At 43.5% G+C, this 21,668-nt stretch carries 14 protein-coding genes; 8 read left to right on the top strand and 6 right to left on the bottom strand.

The window, feature by feature from the left end; all coding sequences use genetic code 11:
* Positions 1 to 27: 27 nt before the first annotated feature.
* The gene (locus ACFOHL_RS14095; protein WP_376920874.1) at positions 28 to 1,371 is read right to left on the bottom strand and encodes an alkaline phosphatase PhoX; all 1,344 of its coding nucleotides are present in this window, start codon (positions 1,369 to 1,371) and stop codon (positions 28 to 30) included.
* 320 nt (positions 1,372 to 1,691) lie between these two features.
* On the opposite strand from ACFOHL_RS14095, the gene ACFOHL_RS14090 reads away from it, so the two are divergent.
* The 3 genes from ACFOHL_RS14090 to ACFOHL_RS14080 all read left to right on the top strand — a co-directional run bounded on the left by ACFOHL_RS14090 (position 1,692) and on the right by ACFOHL_RS14080 (position 7,677).
* Positions 1,692 to 3,587 (top strand): winged helix-turn-helix domain-containing protein, encoded by a 1,896-nt coding sequence (locus ACFOHL_RS14090; RefSeq protein ID WP_376920873.1) that lies wholly within the window; start codon positions 1,692 to 1,694, stop codon positions 3,585 to 3,587.
* A 349-nt stretch (positions 3,588 to 3,936) separates the two neighbouring features.
* Positions 3,937 to 5,472, top strand: coding sequence for a carbohydrate-binding protein (locus tag ACFOHL_RS14085; RefSeq protein ID WP_376920872.1), 1,536 nt, complete (start codon positions 3,937 to 3,939; stop codon positions 5,470 to 5,472).
* Positions 5,473 to 5,742: 270 nt separating this feature from the next.
* On the top strand, positions 5,743 to 7,677 hold the full coding sequence (locus ACFOHL_RS14080; RefSeq protein WP_376920871.1) for a PQQ-dependent sugar dehydrogenase: 1,935 nt from the start codon (positions 5,743 to 5,745) through the stop codon (positions 7,675 to 7,677).
* Here the strand turns inward: ACFOHL_RS14080 and ACFOHL_RS14075 are convergent.
* Together ACFOHL_RS14075 and ACFOHL_RS14070 are read right to left on the bottom strand one after the other, a co-directional pair.
* Positions 7,597 to 8,643: a hypothetical protein gene (locus ACFOHL_RS14075; protein ID WP_376920870.1), complete on the bottom strand. Its 1,047-nt coding sequence runs from the start codon at positions 8,641 to 8,643 to the stop codon at positions 7,597 to 7,599. The two genes, ACFOHL_RS14080 and ACFOHL_RS14075, sit on opposite strands and share 81 nt — an antisense overlap.
* A gap of 157 nt (positions 8,644 to 8,800) precedes the next feature.
* Positions 8,801 to 10,327 carry a LytR/AlgR family response regulator transcription factor gene (locus ACFOHL_RS14070; protein ID WP_376920869.1) on the bottom strand — a complete coding sequence of 509 codons (1,527 nt, stop codon included), beginning with the start codon at positions 10,325 to 10,327 and terminating at the stop codon, positions 8,801 to 8,803.
* A 168-nt stretch (positions 10,328 to 10,495) separates the two neighbouring features.
* Between ACFOHL_RS14070 and ACFOHL_RS14065 the strand changes: the two genes are divergently transcribed.
* Positions 10,496 to 11,956, top strand: a complete 1,461-nt coding sequence (locus ACFOHL_RS14065; RefSeq protein ID WP_376920868.1) for an alpha/beta hydrolase — start codon at positions 10,496 to 10,498, stop codon at positions 11,954 to 11,956.
* 87 nt (positions 11,957 to 12,043) lie between these two features.
* Here ACFOHL_RS14065 and ACFOHL_RS14060 read toward each other — a convergent pair whose 3' ends face one another.
* Positions 12,044 to 12,460 (bottom strand): hypothetical protein, encoded by a 417-nt coding sequence (locus tag ACFOHL_RS14060; protein ID WP_376920867.1) that lies wholly within the window; start codon positions 12,458 to 12,460, stop codon positions 12,044 to 12,046.
* 156 nt (positions 12,461 to 12,616) lie between these two features.
* On the opposite strand from ACFOHL_RS14060, the gene ACFOHL_RS14055 reads away from it, so the two are divergent.
* Positions 12,617 to 13,096: a C-type lectin domain-containing protein gene (locus tag ACFOHL_RS14055; protein ID WP_376920866.1), complete on the top strand. Its 480-nt coding sequence runs from the start codon at positions 12,617 to 12,619 to the stop codon at positions 13,094 to 13,096.
* Positions 13,097 to 13,102: 6 nt separating this feature from the next.
* On the opposite strand, the gene ACFOHL_RS14050 is transcribed toward ACFOHL_RS14055, so the two are convergent.
* Complete coding sequence (locus tag ACFOHL_RS14050; RefSeq protein WP_376920865.1) at positions 13,103 to 14,335, bottom strand: substrate-binding domain-containing protein; 1,233 nt, start codon at positions 14,333 to 14,335, stop codon at positions 13,103 to 13,105.
* 334 nt (positions 14,336 to 14,669) lie between these two features.
* On the opposite strand from ACFOHL_RS14050, the gene ACFOHL_RS14045 reads away from it, so the two are divergent.
* Genes ACFOHL_RS14045 through ACFOHL_RS14035 form a run of 3 tightly spaced genes read left to right on the top strand, consistent with a single transcriptional unit; the run spans position 14,670 to position 18,017 of the window.
* Positions 14,670 to 15,677 (top strand): Bug family tripartite tricarboxylate transporter substrate binding protein, encoded by a 1,008-nt coding sequence (locus ACFOHL_RS14045; RefSeq protein WP_376920864.1) that lies wholly within the window; start codon positions 14,670 to 14,672, stop codon positions 15,675 to 15,677.
* 28 nt (positions 15,678 to 15,705) lie between these two features.
* Positions 15,706 to 16,500: a hypothetical protein gene (locus tag ACFOHL_RS14040; RefSeq protein WP_376920863.1), complete on the top strand. Its 795-nt coding sequence runs from the start codon at positions 15,706 to 15,708 to the stop codon at positions 16,498 to 16,500.
* Positions 16,501 to 16,502: 2 nt separating this feature from the next.
* A complete protein-coding gene (locus tag ACFOHL_RS14035; protein ID WP_376920862.1) occupies positions 16,503 to 18,017 on the top strand; it encodes a tripartite tricarboxylate transporter permease in 1,515 nt (504 codons plus the stop codon).
* Between the two features lie 196 nt (positions 18,018 to 18,213).
* Here ACFOHL_RS14035 and ACFOHL_RS14030 read toward each other — a convergent pair whose 3' ends face one another.
* A complete protein-coding gene (locus ACFOHL_RS14030) occupies positions 18,214 to 21,576 on the bottom strand; it encodes a TonB-dependent receptor (protein WP_376920861.1) in 3,363 nt (1,120 codons plus the stop codon).
* Between the last annotated feature and the right edge of the window lie 92 nt (positions 21,577 to 21,668).

The following is a 21,668-nucleotide window of genomic DNA, read 5'->3' as shown; positions in this document are numbered from 1 at the left end:
TCTCTCTGTTAGCTTTTGTATAGTATTTTAAGCAATATCGTGCATCTTATGCCAAGGTCCGGTGATTGCTAAGGTAGCAGTGGGCGAGTACAAATTCACAAATAGTGTAGTGCCATCGGGTGAAAAACACGCACCCGCAGGTTCGGTTTGCCAACGAACTTTGGCAATATCATAGGCTTTTCCAGTGGGGCTTATGCCTTTCAAATGATTGTTCACTGTTTCCAAATATTGGTCTTCACAAATAACGAGGTGGCCTGACGGTGCGATACAGAGATTGTCGCCAAAATTGAGACTTGTTGGATCTTTACTCTCAAAGAACAGACTAATTGTTGGAGCATCATTGATAAGACGGTAACGCATTACCTGACCTAGCTTTTTAGCACCGCCATTGGTGCAGCAAAAATACAATTCGTCATCACCAAAAAATATGCCTTCACCTCGGGCAAAGAGCGCCGCGCCCTTTTTGTATCCCCTTTTTCGCAGGTCGTCCTTGGGGCTTTCTGGCTCATCCAAGTCAATCCATTCAACTGCGTACTCTTTTTGCTGTTTCATACTCGCTGAAGACCAATTTCGAGTATCAAACTGTTTTTGGTTTTTTATCACCAAAGCTTGTAATTGGCCACCGGCGTGTAAATTTTCACGCTCGTTTGGAATAAAGCGATAAAACAAACTATCCCCTCTGTCTTCGGTTAAGTAGACAATCCCCGTTTTGGGGTCAATACACGCCGCTTCATGATTAAATCTACCCATTGCTTTAATGGGTTTAGGATCAACCAATCCCTTAGCCGTGCTAGGTACTTCAAATACATAGCCGTGATCTTGCTCTATTTTTCTCGATGCTCTATCTACCGATTCTTCGCAGCTTAGCCAACTTCCCCAAGGTGTGATCCCACCAGAACAATTTCGCACGGTCCCCAGTAGCGACATAAACTGCTGCTCAATTTGGCCTGTTTGCATATTAAACACAATGTTTGAAGTCCCCCCAGCAAGCGGGCGTCCATCGGCATTTTTGTCGTAAGACTGAGCGATTTGCTCAGGGGTAAAATTGACATCCCAATCATCCGTTTGATTAGGTTTGAGCTCATGGTTTCGAACTAACACAATGCGTTTGTCGTCAAGCGGGATACAACCCATACCATCGGCCGCGTCAGGCACAGTGAGTCCGTCGTCCATTTTGTCGCCCAGTGATGAAATAATGCGGTACGTAAACCCCGCTGGTAAATCGAGTATCCCTTTTGGATCAGGAACCAATTTTCCCAACCCTTTCGTTGCTGAGAGCAAGCTGTTTGCGGGAGACGCTTTTAAATGCATGGTCAATCCACTGAATGCAGCGAATAACAAGCCTTGGTTAAAACGACGACGGGTTAGCATGGTATTTCCTTATTCGAGTTATGTTTGACAACAGGGTATATTAACGTCAATTGTGCGAGACTAATGTGACACTTCAATTAAATTCTGCACGCATTAAGTCCCCTTATGCGAGTTGGTGCTGATGTAATAGCCCAGCACAAAAAAATTCTGGACGCCTTTCCCTTTCGTTATTAGTATCCAAACTATCTCTTTTAATTGGGGCGCCATCCGTATTTGTAGCTTTGTTCCATGCAGCTATGTTGATTCGACGTCACAGCACTATGTTATGCAGCCCCTGAAATTTTCACCAACCTCTGTATTGAATGGTGAATGGTAAGCAATTGCAGTATCAAATTAACGATTATTTGTTCGATGACGAAACCTTCATGTTATTCAAACATGGAGGAGAAGTGGTTCACTTCCGAAAAAATGAAGCCATACTACTAAAATTCTTCTTACAAAATACTGATCAAACCTTGAGTAAAGCTCAAATCCTCGATGCGGTATGGGAAGGCAAAGCAGTATCTGAGCAAGTGGTTTTTCAAAACATAAGCCATTTACGTGCGCTTTTCGGGAACGGCGCAATAAAGACTTACCCCAAAAAAGGATATAAGTGGACACTTGCCTTTGAGAAACGAGCGGCGGCGCCTCCAAACACTCCTGTGCAAGATGAACCTTTGATAGATTTTTCTAACGATAATCACGGCAAATCTCTCAGTAAAAGAACAAGCAATACCCTGTTAGCAATGATGTTCGCGACAATCGCGGTATTAGCTATTTATTACCTGTTCCCTGCAAAAAATATTGCCATTTCTTACTCAGAAAAAGTCAGTTTGCTGCCTATAATTGTTGGCTCAACCTTGGAAAACAATACTGCAACAAAAGAAGTAACTGAGAAACTCTGGCACCCGATACAAAAACAAGGGCAATACCAAGTTTTAGAAGACCTACATACTACCAAGTATCAAAACATTTTTTCAGCACCTCGAGAACATTACAATCTCCTAAAAGATAAGCATCAGCATGCATATCTTGTCGCGATCGCATTAGAACAACATCATAGCGCTTACTCCGCGCGTTTGTTGTTAATCAATAACAATACTCACTGGCAAAGTAATACAACTGATACAAACCTCGAAGGGCTGCACGATAAGCTAGGTAAACAATTGCAAGCATTGCTAAGTACAAAGTTACTTGAAGTTGAACCAACGGATACATTGAGCACAAGTACAATCTTGAGCTTAATACACAAAACTCTGCCTGAAGACCTGACCGTACTTTATAGACTGGCAGAGAGCCTAAACCAATCTGGTCAAGCACACAAAGCAAAGCTCATGTCGGCAGAACTTTTAGAAAAAGCAAATGCAACCGAAAACGAGCCTTTTCAAGCTATGGCCTACTTTCAAATGGCAAAATCACTTACGCATCTAGGGCACTTGGAACAAGCAAAATCACTTTTAGACGATGCACATGCTATTTTTAGCCAGTACAGTTATTATCCCAGCCTTATCGCTGTTGCCCACGCGCGGCTGGGTATAGCTTTCGCCAATGGATTTGACTACTACGAAATTAAAAATGCTTTACTTCAAGCCATTGAAGCGGCTCAACGCGTCAATGATCCAATTCAAGAGTTTAGTGATACGCTGCAAATGTCGCATATAGCGGGTAATTTGCAAAAAGACGAAGATCATTCATTCTTCATCAATCAAGCTAAACATCTTTTATCGCAACACCAATTGTCGGATATCGAACTTGCGCGGTATCACGTCTACGCAGGAATACATGAAGATCACCCCACCATCTCCGAGAATCATTTAAGGCAGGCATTACTATTGTTCCCTAAAGATTTTGAAGATGAAACTTTAGAACTTGGAAGAACAAAATTAATTGAACAGCTGCTTTCTGAAGAACGCTGGCAAGAAGCAATTGATACGCTCGATAAAGTACCGACAAAAACATCCAAACAGCAACTCGGATTTGCCAAAGTCTATGCCTCGCAGCAAATTTGGCAACGAGCAGAACAACATGCTTTGGATGCGTTTAAAATTGCATCTATCAACAATCAACTTGCTACGGCATTAGATAGCGCCCTTTTCCTCGCCAACTTTTACGACCAACACAATCAGCAAGAACAAAAAGTATGGTATCTAGAATTCATCAAACGAGAATACAAATCACAAAAATTTTGGGGCAGTTACAACATCGCTGAGTTGCAAAAACTCGGGGTTAATATTTAAACCACCAGAATTATATCACGTCAACCCGCCGAGAATAACAGAACTGGATCGTGCGCTTAGCTTAAAGGTATAGAGCTGTGACTTAGACTACCTGCTTACTAAGAGACACAAATAGACCTCTCAAATTTCTATTATTTTTCTAAAACCGAGTAACAATAGAAATAAAATAAGACTCTCATCCCGCTCTATCTATACCCTCGCGTTAAGTACATCAAGCTTCATCATGCAAAGACGTTTGCAAAACAATGAACAAAAAAATACGCGAAGCATTTTGTACGAATCCTAGAGTAAGACTACTTAACAGTAGGTGCTAACTCATCCAGAAACAATACAAATGGACAGATTCTTTATGAACCGATTAAGAATATCTTTATCCCTGATACTTTCGTTGTCGCTACTGGCTTGTGGCAGCGATGAAACGCCTATCATACCGCAACCTATTTCTAAGCCTGAACCAAATACGCCAGTTGTTCCGGAACCAGAGCCGGAGCCTGAGCCAGAACCGGAGCCGGAACCAGAGCCTGAACCCGAGCCAGAGCCAGAGCCAGAGCCGGAACTAGAGCCTATCACAATTGAGCTGGAGAATTTTAAGCAAACTGGTGGACTATCCTTTGACGATGAAGACTTTAACGTAGGGTTTCAAACCTATTCTGCTCAAGACAATGGTGAGACGATAAGTGCGATCAATTGGAATCAAAATGGAGATTGGGGCGAATACACTGTTAATTTCCCAACGAGCGCGACTTACCAACTGGAAGTCCGAGCAGGTGTACCTGCGCCAGGTGATCGCAACATTCGCATATATGTAGATGGCTATATTGTTGGTTCAGGTGCACTCACCTCTACAGGAGATTGGGGGATTTTGGACACACAACTTGTTGCCGACGATTTGGTCATTCATGCTGGAGAACACACTATTCGAGTAGAAAGCTTTGGTGAAGAATGGCAGTGGAACGGTGACTGGATTCGACTAACGCCCATCGGCAGTGCACCAGAACCAACGCCTTTACCTGCAGAAAATGACCTTCCCGCACCAGATGTCATAAATCGTTTGGAAGTAGAAGGAAACGATCGACTGTACATTGCTCATTTACCAAAAGGATACGAGACTGGAGAAAAGCGCCCACTTATACTCGTATTCCATGGAGCTGGAGGCACTGCTTCTACCGGGCGTTCAAACACCCAATTCAACACCATCAGTGACCGAGAAGGGCCAATTGTAATATACATGCACAGCATGATTACCGATGTTGGCCCAAATGGTGAAGCGCCTGTGCGTGTATGGGATGGTTTTTTTGGCGTTGATTTAGGCGGATTCTTTGATGTGGAATACGTTGAGGCTGTCATCGACGAGGCAGTCGAGAGATACAATGTTGACCCAGAGAAAGTATTTGTAAGTGGAAATTCAAACGGAGGCTTATTTGTCGCAGGTTTAATTTGTCATGTACCTGATTTAATCGCCGGTGCAGCAACAAATATCGCCACGCAAATCGCGCCTGAAATCGATCTGTGTACCCTTAATCCACCCATGCCAATCATTACATCGAATGGCACAAACGACGATATTTTTCCATATGAAGGAGACGGTGGAGTATTAACGGGTATTGCAGATAGTAACGATGTATACGCCACGCGAAATGGGTGTGATTTAGAACCCACTCTTACAGAGCTGGACGATATTGATCCAAATGACGGCAGTACCGTCACCAAAATTGAGTATCAAAACTGTGACGAAGGATTCCCTGTGGTGCATTATCGCATCAACAACGGTGGCCACTATTGGCCAGGCTCAGTAGTAAACAACGCTGAACGCTCGGTCAACCAAGATATCAACCTAACCGATGTCCAATGGGAATTTTTTCAAGAAATAATAGATAGTCAATAATACTTGGGGAAGTTCTAACCTCAGTTAAGTTGTTCGGACATTGCCTTCATACCGCATTGTCTGAACAACTTTTTTCTTGAAAACAAAGTTCGTGAATATAGACATGAAGGGCGTTGACTGTGCATTACTATGAAGCTCCGAAGTGCTTTATTCAGATAGCCCTCCGATTTTCATTTATTTGTCATGAATTGTTAACGTTTCCGCACTATTGTGAATTACCAGAGATAGATAAAAACATAAGCCGCTTACCCTTAATCTACGGAAAACATTATGTTCAAGTATTCACTTTTTATTTCAGCAATCGTCTTATTGTTTTGTAAGGTATCAAACGCTGAAACCTTTAGTACTAACTTCGAATTTAACAATAGGTCAGGGGCATTTACACTTTTTGATTCTCCCAATCAGGTAAGCTTTGAAGGAGGTCAGTCAAAAGTGGTAGGCGATGAAGAAATTTATCGTTCAGGCATATATGCTTACATGTTTGACAACGAGACGGTTAACATTCGCTTTGAGACTCCCGTAAAAAGCATCACCATATATTTAAAAAACCAAGATCCGAACATCGACAGTAGTGCTTTTGTATACGAGCTAAACAAAGCAGAAGCGGTTGCCAGCATTGAGGGCAATTACAATGATTGGACTAAATTAACTTATACCTCTGAGATTGGTATTACAAGAATAGAAGGCGTGAACGCATCACGTGGTTATGCCGCTTTCGAAGATTTACGATTTACTACATTTGATGATTCGCCTGTTATTGCTCCACAAGGCATAGACAATCCGATTCAGGCAAGTATTCCAAACAGTGACATAAGTCTAAAACTTACACTCATCAATGACACGCTTAACAGTCCCATCGAGGCTAATGTGGCGCCAGGAATTGACTCGACACTGTTTATCGCCGAACAAAGCGGAGAAATATGGGCAATGAACACGAGTTCTAACGAACTAACCCTAGTAAATTCGTTCGCTGAGAGAATCGTCGTAGGTGGCGAGCGAGGCTTATTGGGCTTTGCGTTTCATCCAGATTTTTCGACAAATGGCCTGCTATATACGCATACTTCAGAGCTCGAAGCCTCGGACAGAGCTGACGGCATGGCGGATTTTACATCCTTAATGGGTGACGAAATCGCTGACCATTTCAGTGTCATCGCCGAATGGCAAGCAGAAACATTGGATAACGGTAGTATTGCAATTGATATGACTTCACGCCGCCAAATTCTCTCCGTGGCACAACCTCAAGGCAATCACAACGGAGGGAGTATACTTTTTGACAACTCAGGGTACCTATTAATCGGCTTAGGAGACGGCGGTGGCGCAGACGATCAAGGCGTGGGGCACCCCAATGGCGGAAATGGTCAAAACTTAATGAATGTTTTAGGTACCATTTTGCGTATTGATCCACTTGGTCGTAACTCTGAAAATGGCGCCTATGGCATTCCTACTGACAACCCATTTCTCGCGCAAACAGGCGTGCCGCCAGAAATATATGCTTACGGCTTGAGAAATCCTTTTAAACTGTCTTTTGACCTCGAAAGAGAGATTTTGTACGCTGCCGATGTAGGTCAAAACCACATTGAAGAAATCAATATCGTCGAGAGTGGCGATAATCTAGGTTGGCCGTTGCGCGAGGGTGCATTTGGTTTTTTCAACAATAGTCAAGACGCAGGATACGTATTTGAACAAACTCCCAACGCCGCTCTAAAAGATCCTATCGCATCATACGACCACGATGAGGGTATCGCAGTAATCGGTGGGCATGTATACCGAGGCAACGGGCAGCCAGCACTCACCGGTCGATACGTTTTTGGTGACTTTAACGGCAGACTGTTTTTTCTTGATGACGACAATCAAATACTAGCTCTGCAAGTAGAAAATGAGATATTGGCAAATCAGGCCTTGCGAGGAATAGCCGAAGATATTGAAAAGCAATTATACTTTTTTACCAGCAATGCTTCTCAAGCTTTTGTTTATCGCCTTGATAACCCTGCGCCGGCAATGCAGGAACCACCAGCCACACAAGCACCCAACACGCCGCAAACTGACACTCGCTCTAGTGGAGGTGGCGTTGGATTGATGACGCTGCTGTTTTCTTTCTTAATAGTGATATTAAGCAATCGTGCTCTAACCCGCAACTTTAGAAGCTTTATCTATGGTATCTATCCACTTGTGAACACTATTAAAGGTAGTAAAGCCACCCGCTAACATAGAAAAAAGAAAAGTAGCGTTTGTGCTTATACCAAATGGCCAAGTTCGCATTGCATAAACCTTGCTACGCATTTTGATATAAAATTCGTAGTCTTGGTAATATTCTGCCTTTTTTTCTGCACTAATATTGGGTGTATCGATGTGCGCAGAAATCGCATTGATCTTGTCACTTAAAGTCTGCGACTGCGCTTCTTTGTATTCTGATAATCGTTGATGCAAGACAATAGATGGAATAATTAGCATCAAGAATGACGATACATAGGGCAAACCGATAAATCCATAGTAGATAGTTTTTACCAAAAAATTGTCCATATGTGCCCATGCTGAATAAGAAATATACAAGGTAATCAAGACCCCAGAAAACAAAGTAACTAAACTGTAAACCAGCAATGACCAACCAAAGAATAAGGTGCCTCCGCATCCGTCGTCAGCGGTAAAATCAAAGCAGCTTGAATTTTCGTCAAACACGTTTGACAGGCATTTTGTTACACCTACTATGCCACCAAACGCCAGCCCACAAATAAAACCTGCGATAAACAACATTGCTAAGATAAATGGTTTAGTAATCGGTGTTTGATAAACCTCTGGTAAGCCAAAGATAAAGGCCAACGCAATCGTTGCACTTGCAATACAAAACCCAAACATTAAAAAGCGCTTGTTGCTTAGGTATGTCGAAATTTGTGCCTGAAAACGCGCTTTTTGTTTGCTCGTTAAGCGAATATCGAACTTTGCCAAAGATTGACGAAAGACATGTGTTGCAAAGAGCAAAGAAGCACTCGCCCCCGACATCAACACAGACAATAGCCAGCCTTTGTTTTTAACTATCTCGTCACCAATGATATAGCTGTGCAATGCAAAACTGAGCAAGCCAATAAAGAAACAAAACAAAAAACGCCAAGCAAAGCTCACGGGATCCGTACCGAAGATCTTGTCATAAAAGGGCTGGAAGTTGTCTGGATTCATTTGTCCTTCTTAGACAATGCCTGCATGTCATTGGTTAATGCAATTCAAGAAATAAATAAACTACACTGCCAAACAACAAGAGTAAAGAGCGTAAATTTATCCCCAAAGTGAATGATTACAAGTATGCAAACTTGCGAGAGACATATACTCAGCTAAATCAACTATTCGCAATAAATTGCCTGACTGTCGGCATAATCCGCCTACTTACCGGTACTTCGTGATCGGTGTTTAGACGCAGGAAACCACCTGATGTCTTTTGTTGTTCATTGCTACTATTGAGCGAAGAAATGTATTCCATGTTGACCAAGTAGGAGCGATGAACCCGCAGAAATGTCTCAGGTACCTTTGACTCTAGTTCCTTAAGAGAACCGCTGAACAGAATGGTCGATTTGTTATTCAGATGCAGTTCGACATAGTCACCCGCTGCTTGCCCAAATACAATCTGCTCGGTTGAAACAACTTCTATTTTACCAGCGCTATTGATCTGCAGTTTGCTCGGCTTAGCTTTCTGTTGATTCTGTTCCAGCACAAATTGCAGTTTTTCAATCAAGCTTTTTTCCTTTTCACGTTCCTGCTGTTCTTTATTGAGTTTAAATGCCTGGTGGGCGAACAAGCCCATCAAAACAAAGGTGATGACATAGAAAAACAGCAAGTCATGAAAATAAGATAAGGTCACATTTACCACTATCATCAAACAGAGAAACAGTGCGAAATAGGCAGCAGATTCTAAGCTTCTGGTTTGTAAGGTGTTTTTAAGGCTAATCAATGTACAAAAAAGACTTGGTAACAGTATGGCAACGGCGGTTTTAGCATCATAGCCTGGTGTGACTGTCACAAGGATCAGGCTTACGATAGCCCCAATTAATACCCATACCACGGGTCGTTTTATCTTGAGCTCTCTGATAACGTAATAGAGCATGCTGATACCAAATAAAAGCGAAAGTACAACGATTAATATCAGTCGCAAATCGTGAATCGGATAAGGATAAGAATAAAGTGCCCTCAACAGCTCAAGCATCAGCTGGCAGGCAGCCAGACTGGTCATCAACAACAGTAACATGTAGCGCTTGCGATGAAGTGGATTGAAACTGGCTACAAAAAAATAAATAACACCCAAAATCAATGCGCCCATCGGAACCATCGACACACCAATGTTGCGACTGATCAGATTGTTTGGCAATGCATACTGGCCGAACCCGATAAAATTGATAGGGTTGCCCAATGACAAAAAACCATTGTGGGAGGACATTTCAATGACGAGGATATTTTTACCAGACTTTATAAGCTCTGGCGGCACATAAAAACTCACATCAATTACACCGATTGCTTCCTCTTGGGCAATGGCGGCAGGTCTGCCATTGGTACCAATTAACTGACCATTGAAAAACACCCTGCTCGAGCTTTTTCCTGATAAATACACCCCGTAAGGCAGCGTGTCGTCAAGCATGTTTTCTGGGATATGCAGATAGGCCTTCATCCACAATAGCGTGTTTTGCGGGTCTACCTCGTCAGCTTTACTCTCTAGGCATTCGCGTTCATTGAATGTAGGCATACCCTGCCCTTGTGAGCCTAGGCAAATTACTGTTTTGTCCATCTGAATAGAGATGAGTCTTTGAGTGGTCGCGTTAGCCGAACTACTCAACAAAGCGATCAGTATAGCCGTAAAAAGGTGCGTCAATTTCATATCTCAATACTATACCTGTTTTAGCCCATTGCCACCTAACCGTTTACAGAAAAATCCCTACCGCTGAACGGAAACACCCTAAATATCAACACCTTTAAGCGAATAGCAAGTGCAAAGGTACTCTCAACTGAGCATAGTGAATACACTTTTTTTACAGGAATAACTACTATGAAAATCCGTTTTCTGTTCATGACTGCATTGGCAGTGGTAGGACTCAGCTTGCCTTTTAACAACCATGCCGCCATTCCTTTACTTCACGAAAAAGCTATTATCTTTGAAAATGATGGTCAGTCTGTAGATGCCTTTGAAGGTACCTTAATGGTGCCGGAAAATCGCAACAATAAAAACAGTAGAAAAATTCCACTTACCTATGTGCGTTTTCCTTCAACCAGTGAATCACCCAGTGCGCCCATCATCTATTTATCTGGCGGTCCCGGCGGGTCTGGTATTTCCACAGCGCAATATCCAAAATTCAGGTTTCCTCTATTTATGGCGCTGCGTGAGCATGGCGACGTCATTGCACTGGATCAGCGGGGAACGGGCAAGTCTCGAGTAGCCCCCAACTGTAAGTCATCGCAGTCCATCCCCACCACAAGCCGAATCACTCATGAACAAGTAAAACAGGCGATGCGCAAGGCAGCAAACGAATGTGTAGCTTTTTGGTATTCTCAAGGCGTCGATGTACTTGGCTACAATAGCCTAGAAAGCGCCCACGACCTGAATACCCTTCGCAAACACTTAAATGCCGAAAAAATTACCTTATGGGGCATTTCCTATGGCAGTCACCTCGCTTTGTCTGCGCTTAAAGTAATGGAGCCCTATATCGACAAAATAGTGATTGCCAGTGCTGAAGGCCTGAACCAGACCGTTAAACTGCCTGCTGAAACTGATGCATACTTCGAGCGCCTTCAGACCGCCATTAATCAGCAACCCTCTGCGGCAAAAAAATATCCTGATATCAAAACCATGATCGCGCGAGTCCATAAGCGACTTGAGGAAAAACCAGTTATGCTGAAAATCCCGACAGACAATGACCAAATGTCTGATTTTCTGTTCCAGAAAGTGCATATGCAAGGGATGGCTTCCGCCATGATTGCTGACCCACATCGCGGACTGCCTAAACTACTAGAAATCTACTGGGCAATAGATAACGGCATAACTAGCATGCTGCCATCCATTGTCAAGCGCGCCGGCTTTGATAGACAGACTATTGATTTTGACGTCATGAGTTTTGGTATGGATGTGGCGTCCGGTATTACCGAAAAGCGTATGAATTTGGTGGACAAACAAGCCGAAACTTCCTTGCTTGGATATATGCTTAATTTCCCGATGCCTCACCTCAATAAATCAGTGAAAGGCCTGGATTTGGGAGATGATTTCAGACAAGCACCGGTAAGCGACGTGCCGACACTGCTGTTGTCTGGCACCTTAGATGGCAGAACGTATTTGCCGTCTCAAAAAGCTGCCGTGAGAGGTTTATCAAACGTAACTCATGTAGTCATTGAAAATGGCGGGCACAATGTGTTTATGCTGTCGCCTGACATCACCGAAGCGATTAAAGCGTTTCTGGGTGACAAGCCACTGCAGAAAACACACATTCACTTTGCGTTACCACCCTTTGTAAAATGATCAAAAAGGCAAGCGCAAGATCTTGGATTAATCATAATACGGCTTAATATAAAGGTGAGGAATACAAAGGCTGAAAGTTGTCTGAATTCATTTGTCCTTCTTGGACAATGCCTGCATGTCATTGGTTAGTGCAATAATCGAACGACCAGTAAGCCGCGATTCAAGAAATAAATAAACCACACCAACAAAAAGCAAGAGTAAAGACAGCAAATTTACACCAAGAGTAATTGATTGCAAATAAGCAAACTTGTGTAACACGAAGACCTGTAACATTGCTGCACACAACAATGCCAATAGCGCTAAATTTAATAGACGTAAGCCAGCGCACAAAAAATTAGATCGATCTCTGAACAAGCGATAGCTTTCTAATAATTCAAGCTCAGGCGGGGTGCTTCTAACCAATTCAGTGAGCGCCGCTCGCACATTACCTAAGCGCATAGTAGTAGAGAGAATTAACAATGCAATGCCAGGCGTCATGATCGAGGCAAAAAATTCTGGTGCCATGTGATATCGTACCCTCTTAGCAGGTTTGAATTTTACATATCGCTAAACTAGACTGTTTTTGCTCCAAATCCAATAGGAAAAACCTTAGTGATGCAAAAGTACAATAAAAATAAAGGTGATAGGCTTAGTGCAAGATATTCGGCTAGGACTTGCCGAATGATAGTCACGAGTCTAGCCATATCGTTAATGCTATTCGTACCGGTACAGGCCGATACAAAAAAATATATACTGAGCTGGACAACCAAGCTACCCTACACCGCTGTGCCAGAATACTGTGCTGATCACGATGCTGTGCCGGTTATTATTGAGAGCGCGGAAGAAAACGAAATAATCCGCAAACTCGCGTTCTCTAAACCAAGAGCAAAGCTACGTGATATCGATCAGTTTTGGATAGGTTTAACAGACCAAAAACAAGAAGGGGTTTTCGTTTGGTCTGCGAGTCAACTTACCTTGCTAGAGCACGACTACACTAACTGGGGAAAAACAACCCTTGGCTCTCAACCCAATAATGTTATGAAAAATGGGGAAGACGAGGACTGCGTGGTATTGCGAAATGACGTCAAGAAGGCTAATGGCCCTTGGTATGATATTGGCTGTACAAAAAGGCTAGCGTTTCCCATCTGTGAGCTGCCATAAAAAGCGTTAGTTTTCGGTCGCGTGGATATGGTCAAAAATTTCAGCTTTGGCGGCTAGGCCAAACTGCCCTTTTTTCGCGCTGTCTTGCCATTGATAAAAAACTCTATCTTGCCATTTTGGCTGCTTTAAAAACCGACCAATTTCTTTTACATTGTCGCGATTAAGAGGAGAGAGCTGGGTGTGGATCATCGTGCCCAATATTGGCTCAAAATCATAGCCGGCAAGTAAGCTCAGGTAGAGTTGTATAGCCCACCCCGCTTCCATAAAATGACCGCCTAAGGATACTTGCATTTTCCCTTGCTCTATATACGCTATTGTGGGTGGTGACCAATCTATTGCTCCAATCGCTAGTCGTTCGTAATAACTGGGTTGCTCCATATCTAAACCATCGAGAATACCGTAGGCCATCACATCACTGGACGCCCAAAAGATGTCGATGTCGTCGTGGCGGTTAAGAATTGTAGGCATTAAGTCCGCCGTTATTTTGCGTTTCCAATCACCATTTACCACGTTAAGTAAATTCGCCTTTGCGTCTTTATTCACGGCTCGTACCAAACCCTCGTGGCGCTGCTTAGTTACTGCCGCATATTCGAATCCCCTCACCGCAAAGATATTGTATCGGCAGTCTTTATCATTGCAGGATTTCTTACGTCTAGCCTCTGCCAACAAATACTTTGTCAATTCATACCCCGCCTGCACATCATTGGGAGAAATATGCGCAAGCCAGTGCTTATACTTTTCTCTAGGCTTGCCAAGTTCTTCCAAAAGGCTATCGGGAATTTGATAGTTAAAGGTTAGCAAATCGATTTGACGATCTTCGATTGCTCGGATGAAATCATGCTCAGCTCGTAGCCAAAGTGGGGCAACAATAAGGTTGGGCTTTGTATCGTATTTATCAACAATGTTCGTACTGTACTCAACGATATCGAACCGCGTTCTTACCGAACGAGGGACGTAATACAGGTCTAATTTTGCCTTGAATGCCTTAGATACAGCTTTTGAATAGTCAACGACACTGTCGTAAAACGGAAAACCTTTGTCGGCATGTATGAACATTACAATCTGCAGTTTTTTAGAGCGTTCAGCATTCAAGTCAGTGTTGATAACAACGTTTGCAACACTGGCTGCGGGGGCGCAGAGAATGGTCACAATCACCAGCATGTTCAAACTAGCAATAAGTCGATGCCAAACGGCATGCAGATTTTTTGAGCGCATTTTGGGGCGCTTTAACAATGCCATAAAAGCAAACTTGTTTTTTTGCGTGATCGCACTCACAGAGAATATAGCCATAGAATTTGAAAAACTGACACTCTTAGATTCATCTTTGCACTGATTTACTTACGAATACAAGCAGCACCAGACTAAAGTATAGTTTTGATAGCACAGAGCTGCGAATGTGTTTGAAAATATCGAAATAAGTAAAGCAAAAAAAGTAAGCTATGCGCCCAAGCATAAATGTTAAATTATTCCGATTGCTTGTAAAATTTTTGTAACTTTTATGATAGAGGCTGTCCTCGCAGTTATTTCGCGGTAAAAGATCCTGCCTGTATTTAAGAACAAAGGAAGGCCTTAAATGAAGACATTCGCCTGCTTTTCACTTGCTGTATTGTTAACATTCATTGTATCGATCAACAGCTACGCAAATAGACCTTATCCCGTACGCCCAATCACCAACACGGTTGTTTGGTCTGCAGGGGGTGGCACAGATTCAATAAACCGCATGCTTATGGCAGAAATGTCCAAGGATTTGGGCGTAAGAATTAATGTTGTCAACAAAACAGGGGGGGTCGCGGGTTCTATTGGGATGAATGCCACTTTACGAAAACGCGCAGATGGTTATAACCTAGTTGGCATTAGTAGCTCAAACGTCGTCGCTTCGGTCAACGGTGGATGGAAACAAAAATTTGATGTTTGGACGCCATACATTATGGGTAGTTCACCTGATGTTGTATCAGTGCCTATAGACTCACCCTACAATAGTCTTCAAGAATTAATCGATGCCAGCAAAACAAAGAGCTTAAAAGCAGCAGCAGGGGGGACTGGCGGCATTCATCATATTTACTTATTAGAACTTGAAAAAGCCGCAGGTGTATCTTTCAAGTTCATCCCGTACCCTGGCTCAGCACCGTCTCAAACCGCCGCGATTACAAAGGAAGTAGATTTGGTTATTACCTCTATGGCAGAGCAAGCAGCCTTGCTACGAGGCAAAAAGTTACGTCCCTTAGCCATGTTACACCCTAAAGACTATGAGTTAGAGGATGTGGGTACAATAGTGTCAGCATTTAAAACCTTTCCGGCCTTATCCGAGCGTTTACCCCTAAGCCAAGCCCTAGGCTTTGCCATAAATAGTAAGGCGCCACAAAATGTCAAAGACAAGTTAGGGGAAGCGTTTAAAAAAGCCCTAGCCTCTGAAAAAGTGCAGCAGTGGGCCAAGCAAAATCACTATGAGCTTTCTGGCTTATATGGAGAAGCAGCAGAAGAGGAGTTTGCGCGCTTGGAGTCGATTTTTACTTGGGCTTTAGATGACTTAGGCGCAAACAAGATATCTCCCGCAAGCTTTGGTATTCCCAAACCTGAATAATAAATAGTAACCATTGACTCAAACGCAGATGAAGTATAAATCTACAAGCGATCCTGAACAATTTAAGCAGCGCCAATACGACTTTAAGTTTGTTGTCGTTCTCTTTGTCGTCTTACTGATATTGGTAAAACTGACCTTGTCATTTCCTATGACTGGCAGTTATGGCGGTGTTGAAAACCAATGGTATGTGTCTCCCGCATTATTCCCATTGATTCTGTTAACTGCTCTTTTCTTATGCTGTATCGCCTTATTAACAAACGCACTAAAATACCACGGATATCAACACTTTTTTGAGCCCTCCACTTGGTTTGGTAATAGACTGGAAGCAGGGGTCATCGATCGTTGGTTAATCATCTGCCTGCTAATTTCCTATGTTTATATCCTTATTCCCTCAGCAGACTTTTACTTAGCCACTTGCGTATTTGTCCTCACCTTAACGAGTACGTTTTACTTGAAATTACACTCAAGCCGAATAGTCGTCAGTGGCATTAATTTATTGCTGACTCTTGCCCTCATTGTGACCAAATTGGTTACTTCAGAGCAGACAGATCTGTCACTATTTGATATCAACACCGATGAAACACTTATTCGGTATTGCGATACAAGCACAGCAATAGCTTTGCTCGTATTAGTCGTTTGGCAGTGTGTTAACTATAAAAAAACAGGTAGTAAGTTATTGGTGTTTAGCCTAATTGCAGGATTAATCGTGCCATTGTTACTAGTGATTGCGTTTAGCTTTTTACTGTATGTACCCATGCCCGTTGAATATGGCAGTGTCAGCAGTTTTTTGAGTTGGCTAGTGTATGAAAAATTGGCGTGGTAGTAATGATTGAACAGTTTTCCCATTTTTTTAGTGCAATCATTGGCTTAGTGAGTACACCAAGCAATCTTGTTGTATTGTTCGTAGCGAGTTTTCTCGGCATCATTTTTGGTGCTATGCCGGGACTGACTGCAACTTTAGGTGTCGCTCTACTAACCGCTTTGACCTACAACTTGGGCGCAGACACTGCTTTGCTTGCTTTGCTGGGTTTATATGTTGGCGCCATTTACGGGGGCTCTTATCCAGCGATTTTGATCAACATCCCTGGGACTCCGGCGGCAGCAGCTACTGCTATGGATGGCTATCCACTTACCCAAAAGGGACAAGCGGGCAGAGCACTAGGACTCACGACCACGGCGTCGTTTATTGGTACCATCATCGGCTTACTTTTTCTCGTCACGCTATCACCTCTTATTGCGAGCCTAGCACTACAATTTACCTCTTGGGAGTTTTTCTTGCTTGCCTTGCTGGGCATAGTACTCAGCGGAAGTTTGACTTCACCCGATCTTGTTATTAAAGGTTGGATAGCGGGTCTATTAGGGTTACTACTCGCCACCGTAGGCCGTGACGCCCTGCAGTTTTACCCTCGCTATACCTTTGACATTCCGGAACTCGACAGTGGTTTAGAAATTGTTCCAGTACTCATTGGTGCCTTCGGTATACCGCAAGTCATTCGAGCCTTAACCGACAGAAACCAATCTCGGCCTCCTATCTTTGTTGGCAGTATCATGCCCGAACTTAAGGCAATCACGCGCAATATAAAGCACATATTTCGTTCTGCGAGTATAGGCGTTGGTGTGGGCGCTGTGCCAGGTGTAGGTGAAGACATTGCTGGCTGGGTGTCTTACAGTACTGCTAAGAAAACCAGTACGCCAGCCCAACAAGCAGAATTTGGCAAAGGTTCTGAAACAGCAATTGTGTCTTCCGAAACCGCAAACAATGCTTGTGTAGGGGGGGCACTCATTCCCTTATTGACACTAGGTATTCCTGGAAGCCCACCCGCCGCAATGTTACTAGGTGCACTGCTTTTGCACGGTATCACTCCTGGCCCAAGTATCGAAATTGATCATCCTAACTTTTTACTCGAAGTCACTGCTATTATGGTTCTCGCATCTTTTGCGATGTGGGCAAACGGTCTGTTACTCGCCAAACAAGTACTCAAAGTACTGCAGCTACCGACTGCGCTATTTATCCCCGTTGTTGCAGTGTTGTGTATTCTGGGTGCTTACGCGCTAAATTTAAATATATTCAGCCTCTACCTAATGATCCCTATCGGTATCATTGCTTTTATTCTTGGGGAAATGAAAGTCCCGATTTCACCCATGGTTATTGGATTAGTGCTGGGTGGGATGGCTGACGAAAGCCTTAGACGTGCATTGCTACTCAGCGAAGGTAGCTTTTTACCGATGTTTGAGCGTCCCGTTGCACTATTACTCGTTATCGTTATGACGGTGTTTGTTTTGATGCAATTTTCATGGTTTAAACGCCTGTTACCCTTTGGCAACAAGAGTAAAGATTGATAAGGATTGTGGTAGCGAGTCTGTGATGTCTGATACTGTGGGGGAGAGGGAAGTGCTGCAATGATAAAGACGCCATGAACCCATCCATGGGGGCTCCAAAAAGGCATCCATGCCTTTGAGGCTTTATCATTGCAGCACTTCCCTCTCCCCCACAGTATCAGACATCACAGACTCTTAAATACAGCCCCACTAACGATTAAAAAATGTATCGAATGCCTACATTCGCACGCCAGACCGAACCTGATGACAAACGTTCTTCTTGAACCAGAGGCGTAGAGCCGTCGTCAATATCGGTAATTACATATTGATTGGTTTCTGGATCGATAAGCGCGTCAAACAAGTTTTCTCTGATTGAATAGCGGCGAATATCACCCCAATCATCGTTCAACAAATTCAAGAAGTTTCTCACTCCTCCATCGATAATAAGTTTACCTTCTAATGGAGTGGGAATTTCAAGTTGAAAATTCACATCCAGAATATAACTATCTTCTGATCGTATCGAGTTGCGCGGTAATAAACCACCTTGGTACTTTTGCAAGCCAAATGCGCTAATGATTTCGGCAAGCTCTTCATAGCTAGTGTCATTTTCAAAGCGGACTAAGGGATCATTCGGCCCTGTTGGTAAATAGGGAATCAAGCGTCCTTGCGCTCTATCTGATAAACCGGGTTGTATAGTCTGATAGCCAAACGTTGAACGATTGACATCGTCATAGACAAAACTCGTAGCGCGCCCAGAACGATAGTTACCCACGGCACTAATGCGAAGCTTGAGGTCATTTGCAAAGGTTTTATCCCAATTAAATGAATGCACAAAATTGTGCGGGATCGCCTGAATAGAAAACGCGGGAGTCGGGTTTAAAATATCGTCATATGCGCCTGTTTCAAATACATCATCTAAGTCATCCGTATCGTTGGCGGGAGACACATCAATAGAATCAATATATGCATAGCCAACGGTCATACCAAACTCGCCGTACTGACCCCAGTTCCAACGTTTTGCAATGTCGATAGACGCGGCCGTCGATCGCCCAACAGAGGTATTGGTTACTTGAATATCTTGCGGCGCAAATCGGCCATCTGAACGATTTGTCGGTCTGGTTTGGCGAGTATCACTTGGTGTTTCTTCGACGCCATACCGAGGTATGTTGGTTCCCGGCAATGTGCCAATTTGTTGCAATCGCAAGTCTTGGAACTGAAGCGCATCGACAATATCAGAGTGTATGACTTCTACTGTAGCACGCCACCCATCGCCCAGACCCGGCACACTAAAATACTGATCAAGCGCAAGCTGATAACGCATATTTTTTGGAATTTCAAAGTTTGGATCTAGCAAGGATACACTGCTGTCCAATCCTTCTCTTAAGCGTGACTGTTCTTCGCCCAAGCCCTGAATTATTTCATCAGGTAAGGTTGTGAAGTTGTTTATGGCACCAAGTTCAGCGAGCGCGTCGCCATCCAAGCCAGAACTGAAAAGCGAGATTCCAGTGCGCGTATAACTTTCTGAGACCCAAGCCAATGGTGTACCACCTGCAAACATGCCTGCCCCGCCACGAATGGTCGTGTTTTCAGATACCTCATAATTAAAGCCAAACCGCGGCAAAAGAACGTCGAGACCATCAAGTGTCGATTGATTGGTAAAGCCGTAACGAGCCTGAAAAAACGGATTTAAATCTGGTTTGTCGTCGCTGACAAACGTTTCATACCGCAGGCCAATCAAGAGAGATAAGTCATCTCGAATATCCCATTCATTCTGCAAATACACACTGTGCTGCTCCAGTGAGAAATCTGCCGCGGCATCTAATGGATTCCCGCTCACCGCCCCTTGCACATCAATACTTTCAACTAAGCCATTGGCAAAAAGATCGATCACAGAGATGCTATCATCTTCGGGTGTATCAGGATCATCGTCGATGCCACTAAACTGAAATACACCATTACCAGAGGGTACATTCAAGTCAAAAATATCGCGGTTGTCATACTCATAGCCAAAAGAAATAGTATGCCTATCTAACTCGTACTCGCCCCTGATTTTCATTTGAAAGCGCTTTGACTCATAGCGTACATTTTGATCAAAATCATCAAGACCTAAGGATAAATCTGCACCACCTTCGCCAATATTGTTGATAGTGATTTGCCCTACATCCCCTGCACCTGCAAACAACGGCGTTAAGCCCCTTGCTTCTTCGCGGTAACTGATTCGCAGCTGTGTAGAGAGTTTGTCAGACCAATATGAAAAAACTTCACCTGACAAAGAAATAGGAATATCTGCTTCTCGTTCAACAAAGCTTGACGGACTGTCCAACCCCGGTGGATTAGTTGAGGTGATATTTTCAGAGGTAACGCGGGTCCAACTCAAGGATGCTCGGTGGTCATCATTGATATTCCAATCCAATTTAACAAAGTACTTGATTTCACCATCCTCTAGATCGCGAATGTCTTCAAAGTTACCGGGATCAAATCCATATCGATTGATGGAGATATCTCTTATTTGATTGTAAATATCGAGCGTAATGTCTTCATTAGGGTTTTCACAAGCGATCCCCGCTGGGCATGAGCCTAAGTCTTCTGACTCTGTAAATTCTTCGTAAGAGGCAAAGAAAAACAGTTTATCTTGAACAAGTGGGCCACTAAAGTTGATACCAAAAGTGTCCTCGGGCGCACGCCTGTCTATTTCTTGCGTAAAGTTAACTGAGCCATCAGCACGAAGGACGTCCTCTGTACGGTCACCTGACAAACCGCCTCCAGACCGTTTGTAGAATGCGCTGCCTCTAAACTCGTTGATCCCAGATTTGGTGGATATATTTATTTGTCCGCCCTGGAAGCCGCTGTTTTGCACATCAAAGGGCGCGGACTCAACCGAAATACTTTCGATGGCGTCAAGCGAAATAGGTGAACGTCTAGTCGACAAACTAGTAAAGTTGTCACCAAAACTGTCAACCTGACTCAAGCCATCAACCACTATATTATTGAAGCGCGTATTGAAGCCTAAAATTGACGCGCCTTGATCCCCGTCGGGCTGTCCCAAGTCAACAAAAGCTTTGGGATCTAAGCGAATGACATCTTGTAGTTTACGTTCAACACTCAAGGTTCTGGCAATAGTATCTGAGCCAAATGTGGCTGTCGAACCGAAGCGCTGTGACGCCAAACGCTCACCCGTCACACTGATTTTTTCAATATTTGAAAGAACTACATTCACATTTGCTGGATCACTAGGCGTAATATAAATCCCTGTGACTTCATGGTTAGCAATCTCTGCACCACTAAATCTTACTGTGTACGGACCACCGACTCTCAAACCGGTTAAACGAAACCTTCCTGCGTCATTAGTCAATCCACTAGATTTTGTGCCTGACTGCGTATGAATAACTTCAACGTTCACGCCAACCGCCGGTTGACCATTTGACATTTCGGCCGAGCCGCCAATCCTAGCAAAAGTCTGCTGCGCCGATACACTGGGTACTACCATAAGCGAACTCAGTACCGCACATGAAAGCCCCAAAAATGTCGTGTTTAGACCATTCGTCAACGTGAAGCGAGTTTGCCACTTTTTTATCTTCATTTTACTCACCAAATAGTTTTTAATAGAGGCTAACAGGTCATTGCAAACAAAAATAAAAGTATTACCGCCTCATCTATGAGCGAACAGATAGA

The organism is Agaribacter flavus, from assembly GCF_042646125.1.
GTDB classification, from domain to species: domain Bacteria; phylum Pseudomonadota; class Gammaproteobacteria; order Enterobacterales; family Alteromonadaceae; genus Glaciecola; species Glaciecola flavus.
Note: the sequence above shows the minus strand (reverse complement) of the source record. Positions and strands in the feature narration are given on the sequence as shown.

Excerpts from the sequence above, each read along its gene's own strand:
- ACFOHL_RS14070 (WP_376920869.1), bottom strand. The coding sequence starts at position 10,327 with ATGAAATTGACGCACCTTTTTACGGCTATACTGATCGCTTTGTTGAGT.
- ACFOHL_RS14065 (WP_376920868.1), top strand. The coding sequence starts at position 10,496 with ATGAAAATCCGTTTTCTGTTCATGACTGCATTGGCAGTGGTAGGACTC.
- ACFOHL_RS14085 (WP_376920872.1), top strand. The coding sequence starts at position 3,937 with ATGAACCGATTAAGAATATCTTTATCCCTGATACTTTCGTTGTCGCTA.
- ACFOHL_RS14080 (WP_376920871.1), top strand. The coding sequence starts at position 5,743 with ATGTTCAAGTATTCACTTTTTATTTCAGCAATCGTCTTATTGTTTTGT.
- ACFOHL_RS14060 (WP_376920867.1), bottom strand. The coding sequence starts at position 12,460 with ATGGCACCAGAATTTTTTGCCTCGATCATGACGCCTGGCATTGCATTG.
- ACFOHL_RS14050 (WP_376920865.1), bottom strand. The coding sequence starts at position 14,335 with ATGGCATTGTTAAAGCGCCCCAAAATGCGCTCAAAAAATCTGCATGCC.
- ACFOHL_RS14040 (WP_376920863.1), top strand. The coding sequence starts at position 15,706 with ATGAAGTATAAATCTACAAGCGATCCTGAACAATTTAAGCAGCGCCAA.
- ACFOHL_RS14075 (WP_376920870.1), bottom strand. The coding sequence starts at position 8,643 with ATGAATCCAGACAACTTCCAGCCCTTTTATGACAAGATCTTCGGTACG.
- ACFOHL_RS14030 (WP_376920861.1), bottom strand. The coding sequence starts at position 21,576 with ATGAAGATAAAAAAGTGGCAAACTCGCTTCACGTTGACGAATGGTCTA.
- ACFOHL_RS14035 (WP_376920862.1), top strand. The coding sequence starts at position 16,503 with ATGATTGAACAGTTTTCCCATTTTTTTAGTGCAATCATTGGCTTAGTG.
- ACFOHL_RS14045 (WP_376920864.1), top strand. The coding sequence starts at position 14,670 with ATGAAGACATTCGCCTGCTTTTCACTTGCTGTATTGTTAACATTCATT.
- ACFOHL_RS14055 (WP_376920866.1), top strand. The coding sequence starts at position 12,617 with ATGATAGTCACGAGTCTAGCCATATCGTTAATGCTATTCGTACCGGTA.
- ACFOHL_RS14095 (WP_376920874.1), bottom strand. The coding sequence starts at position 1,371 with ATGCTAACCCGTCGTCGTTTTAACCAAGGCTTGTTATTCGCTGCATTC.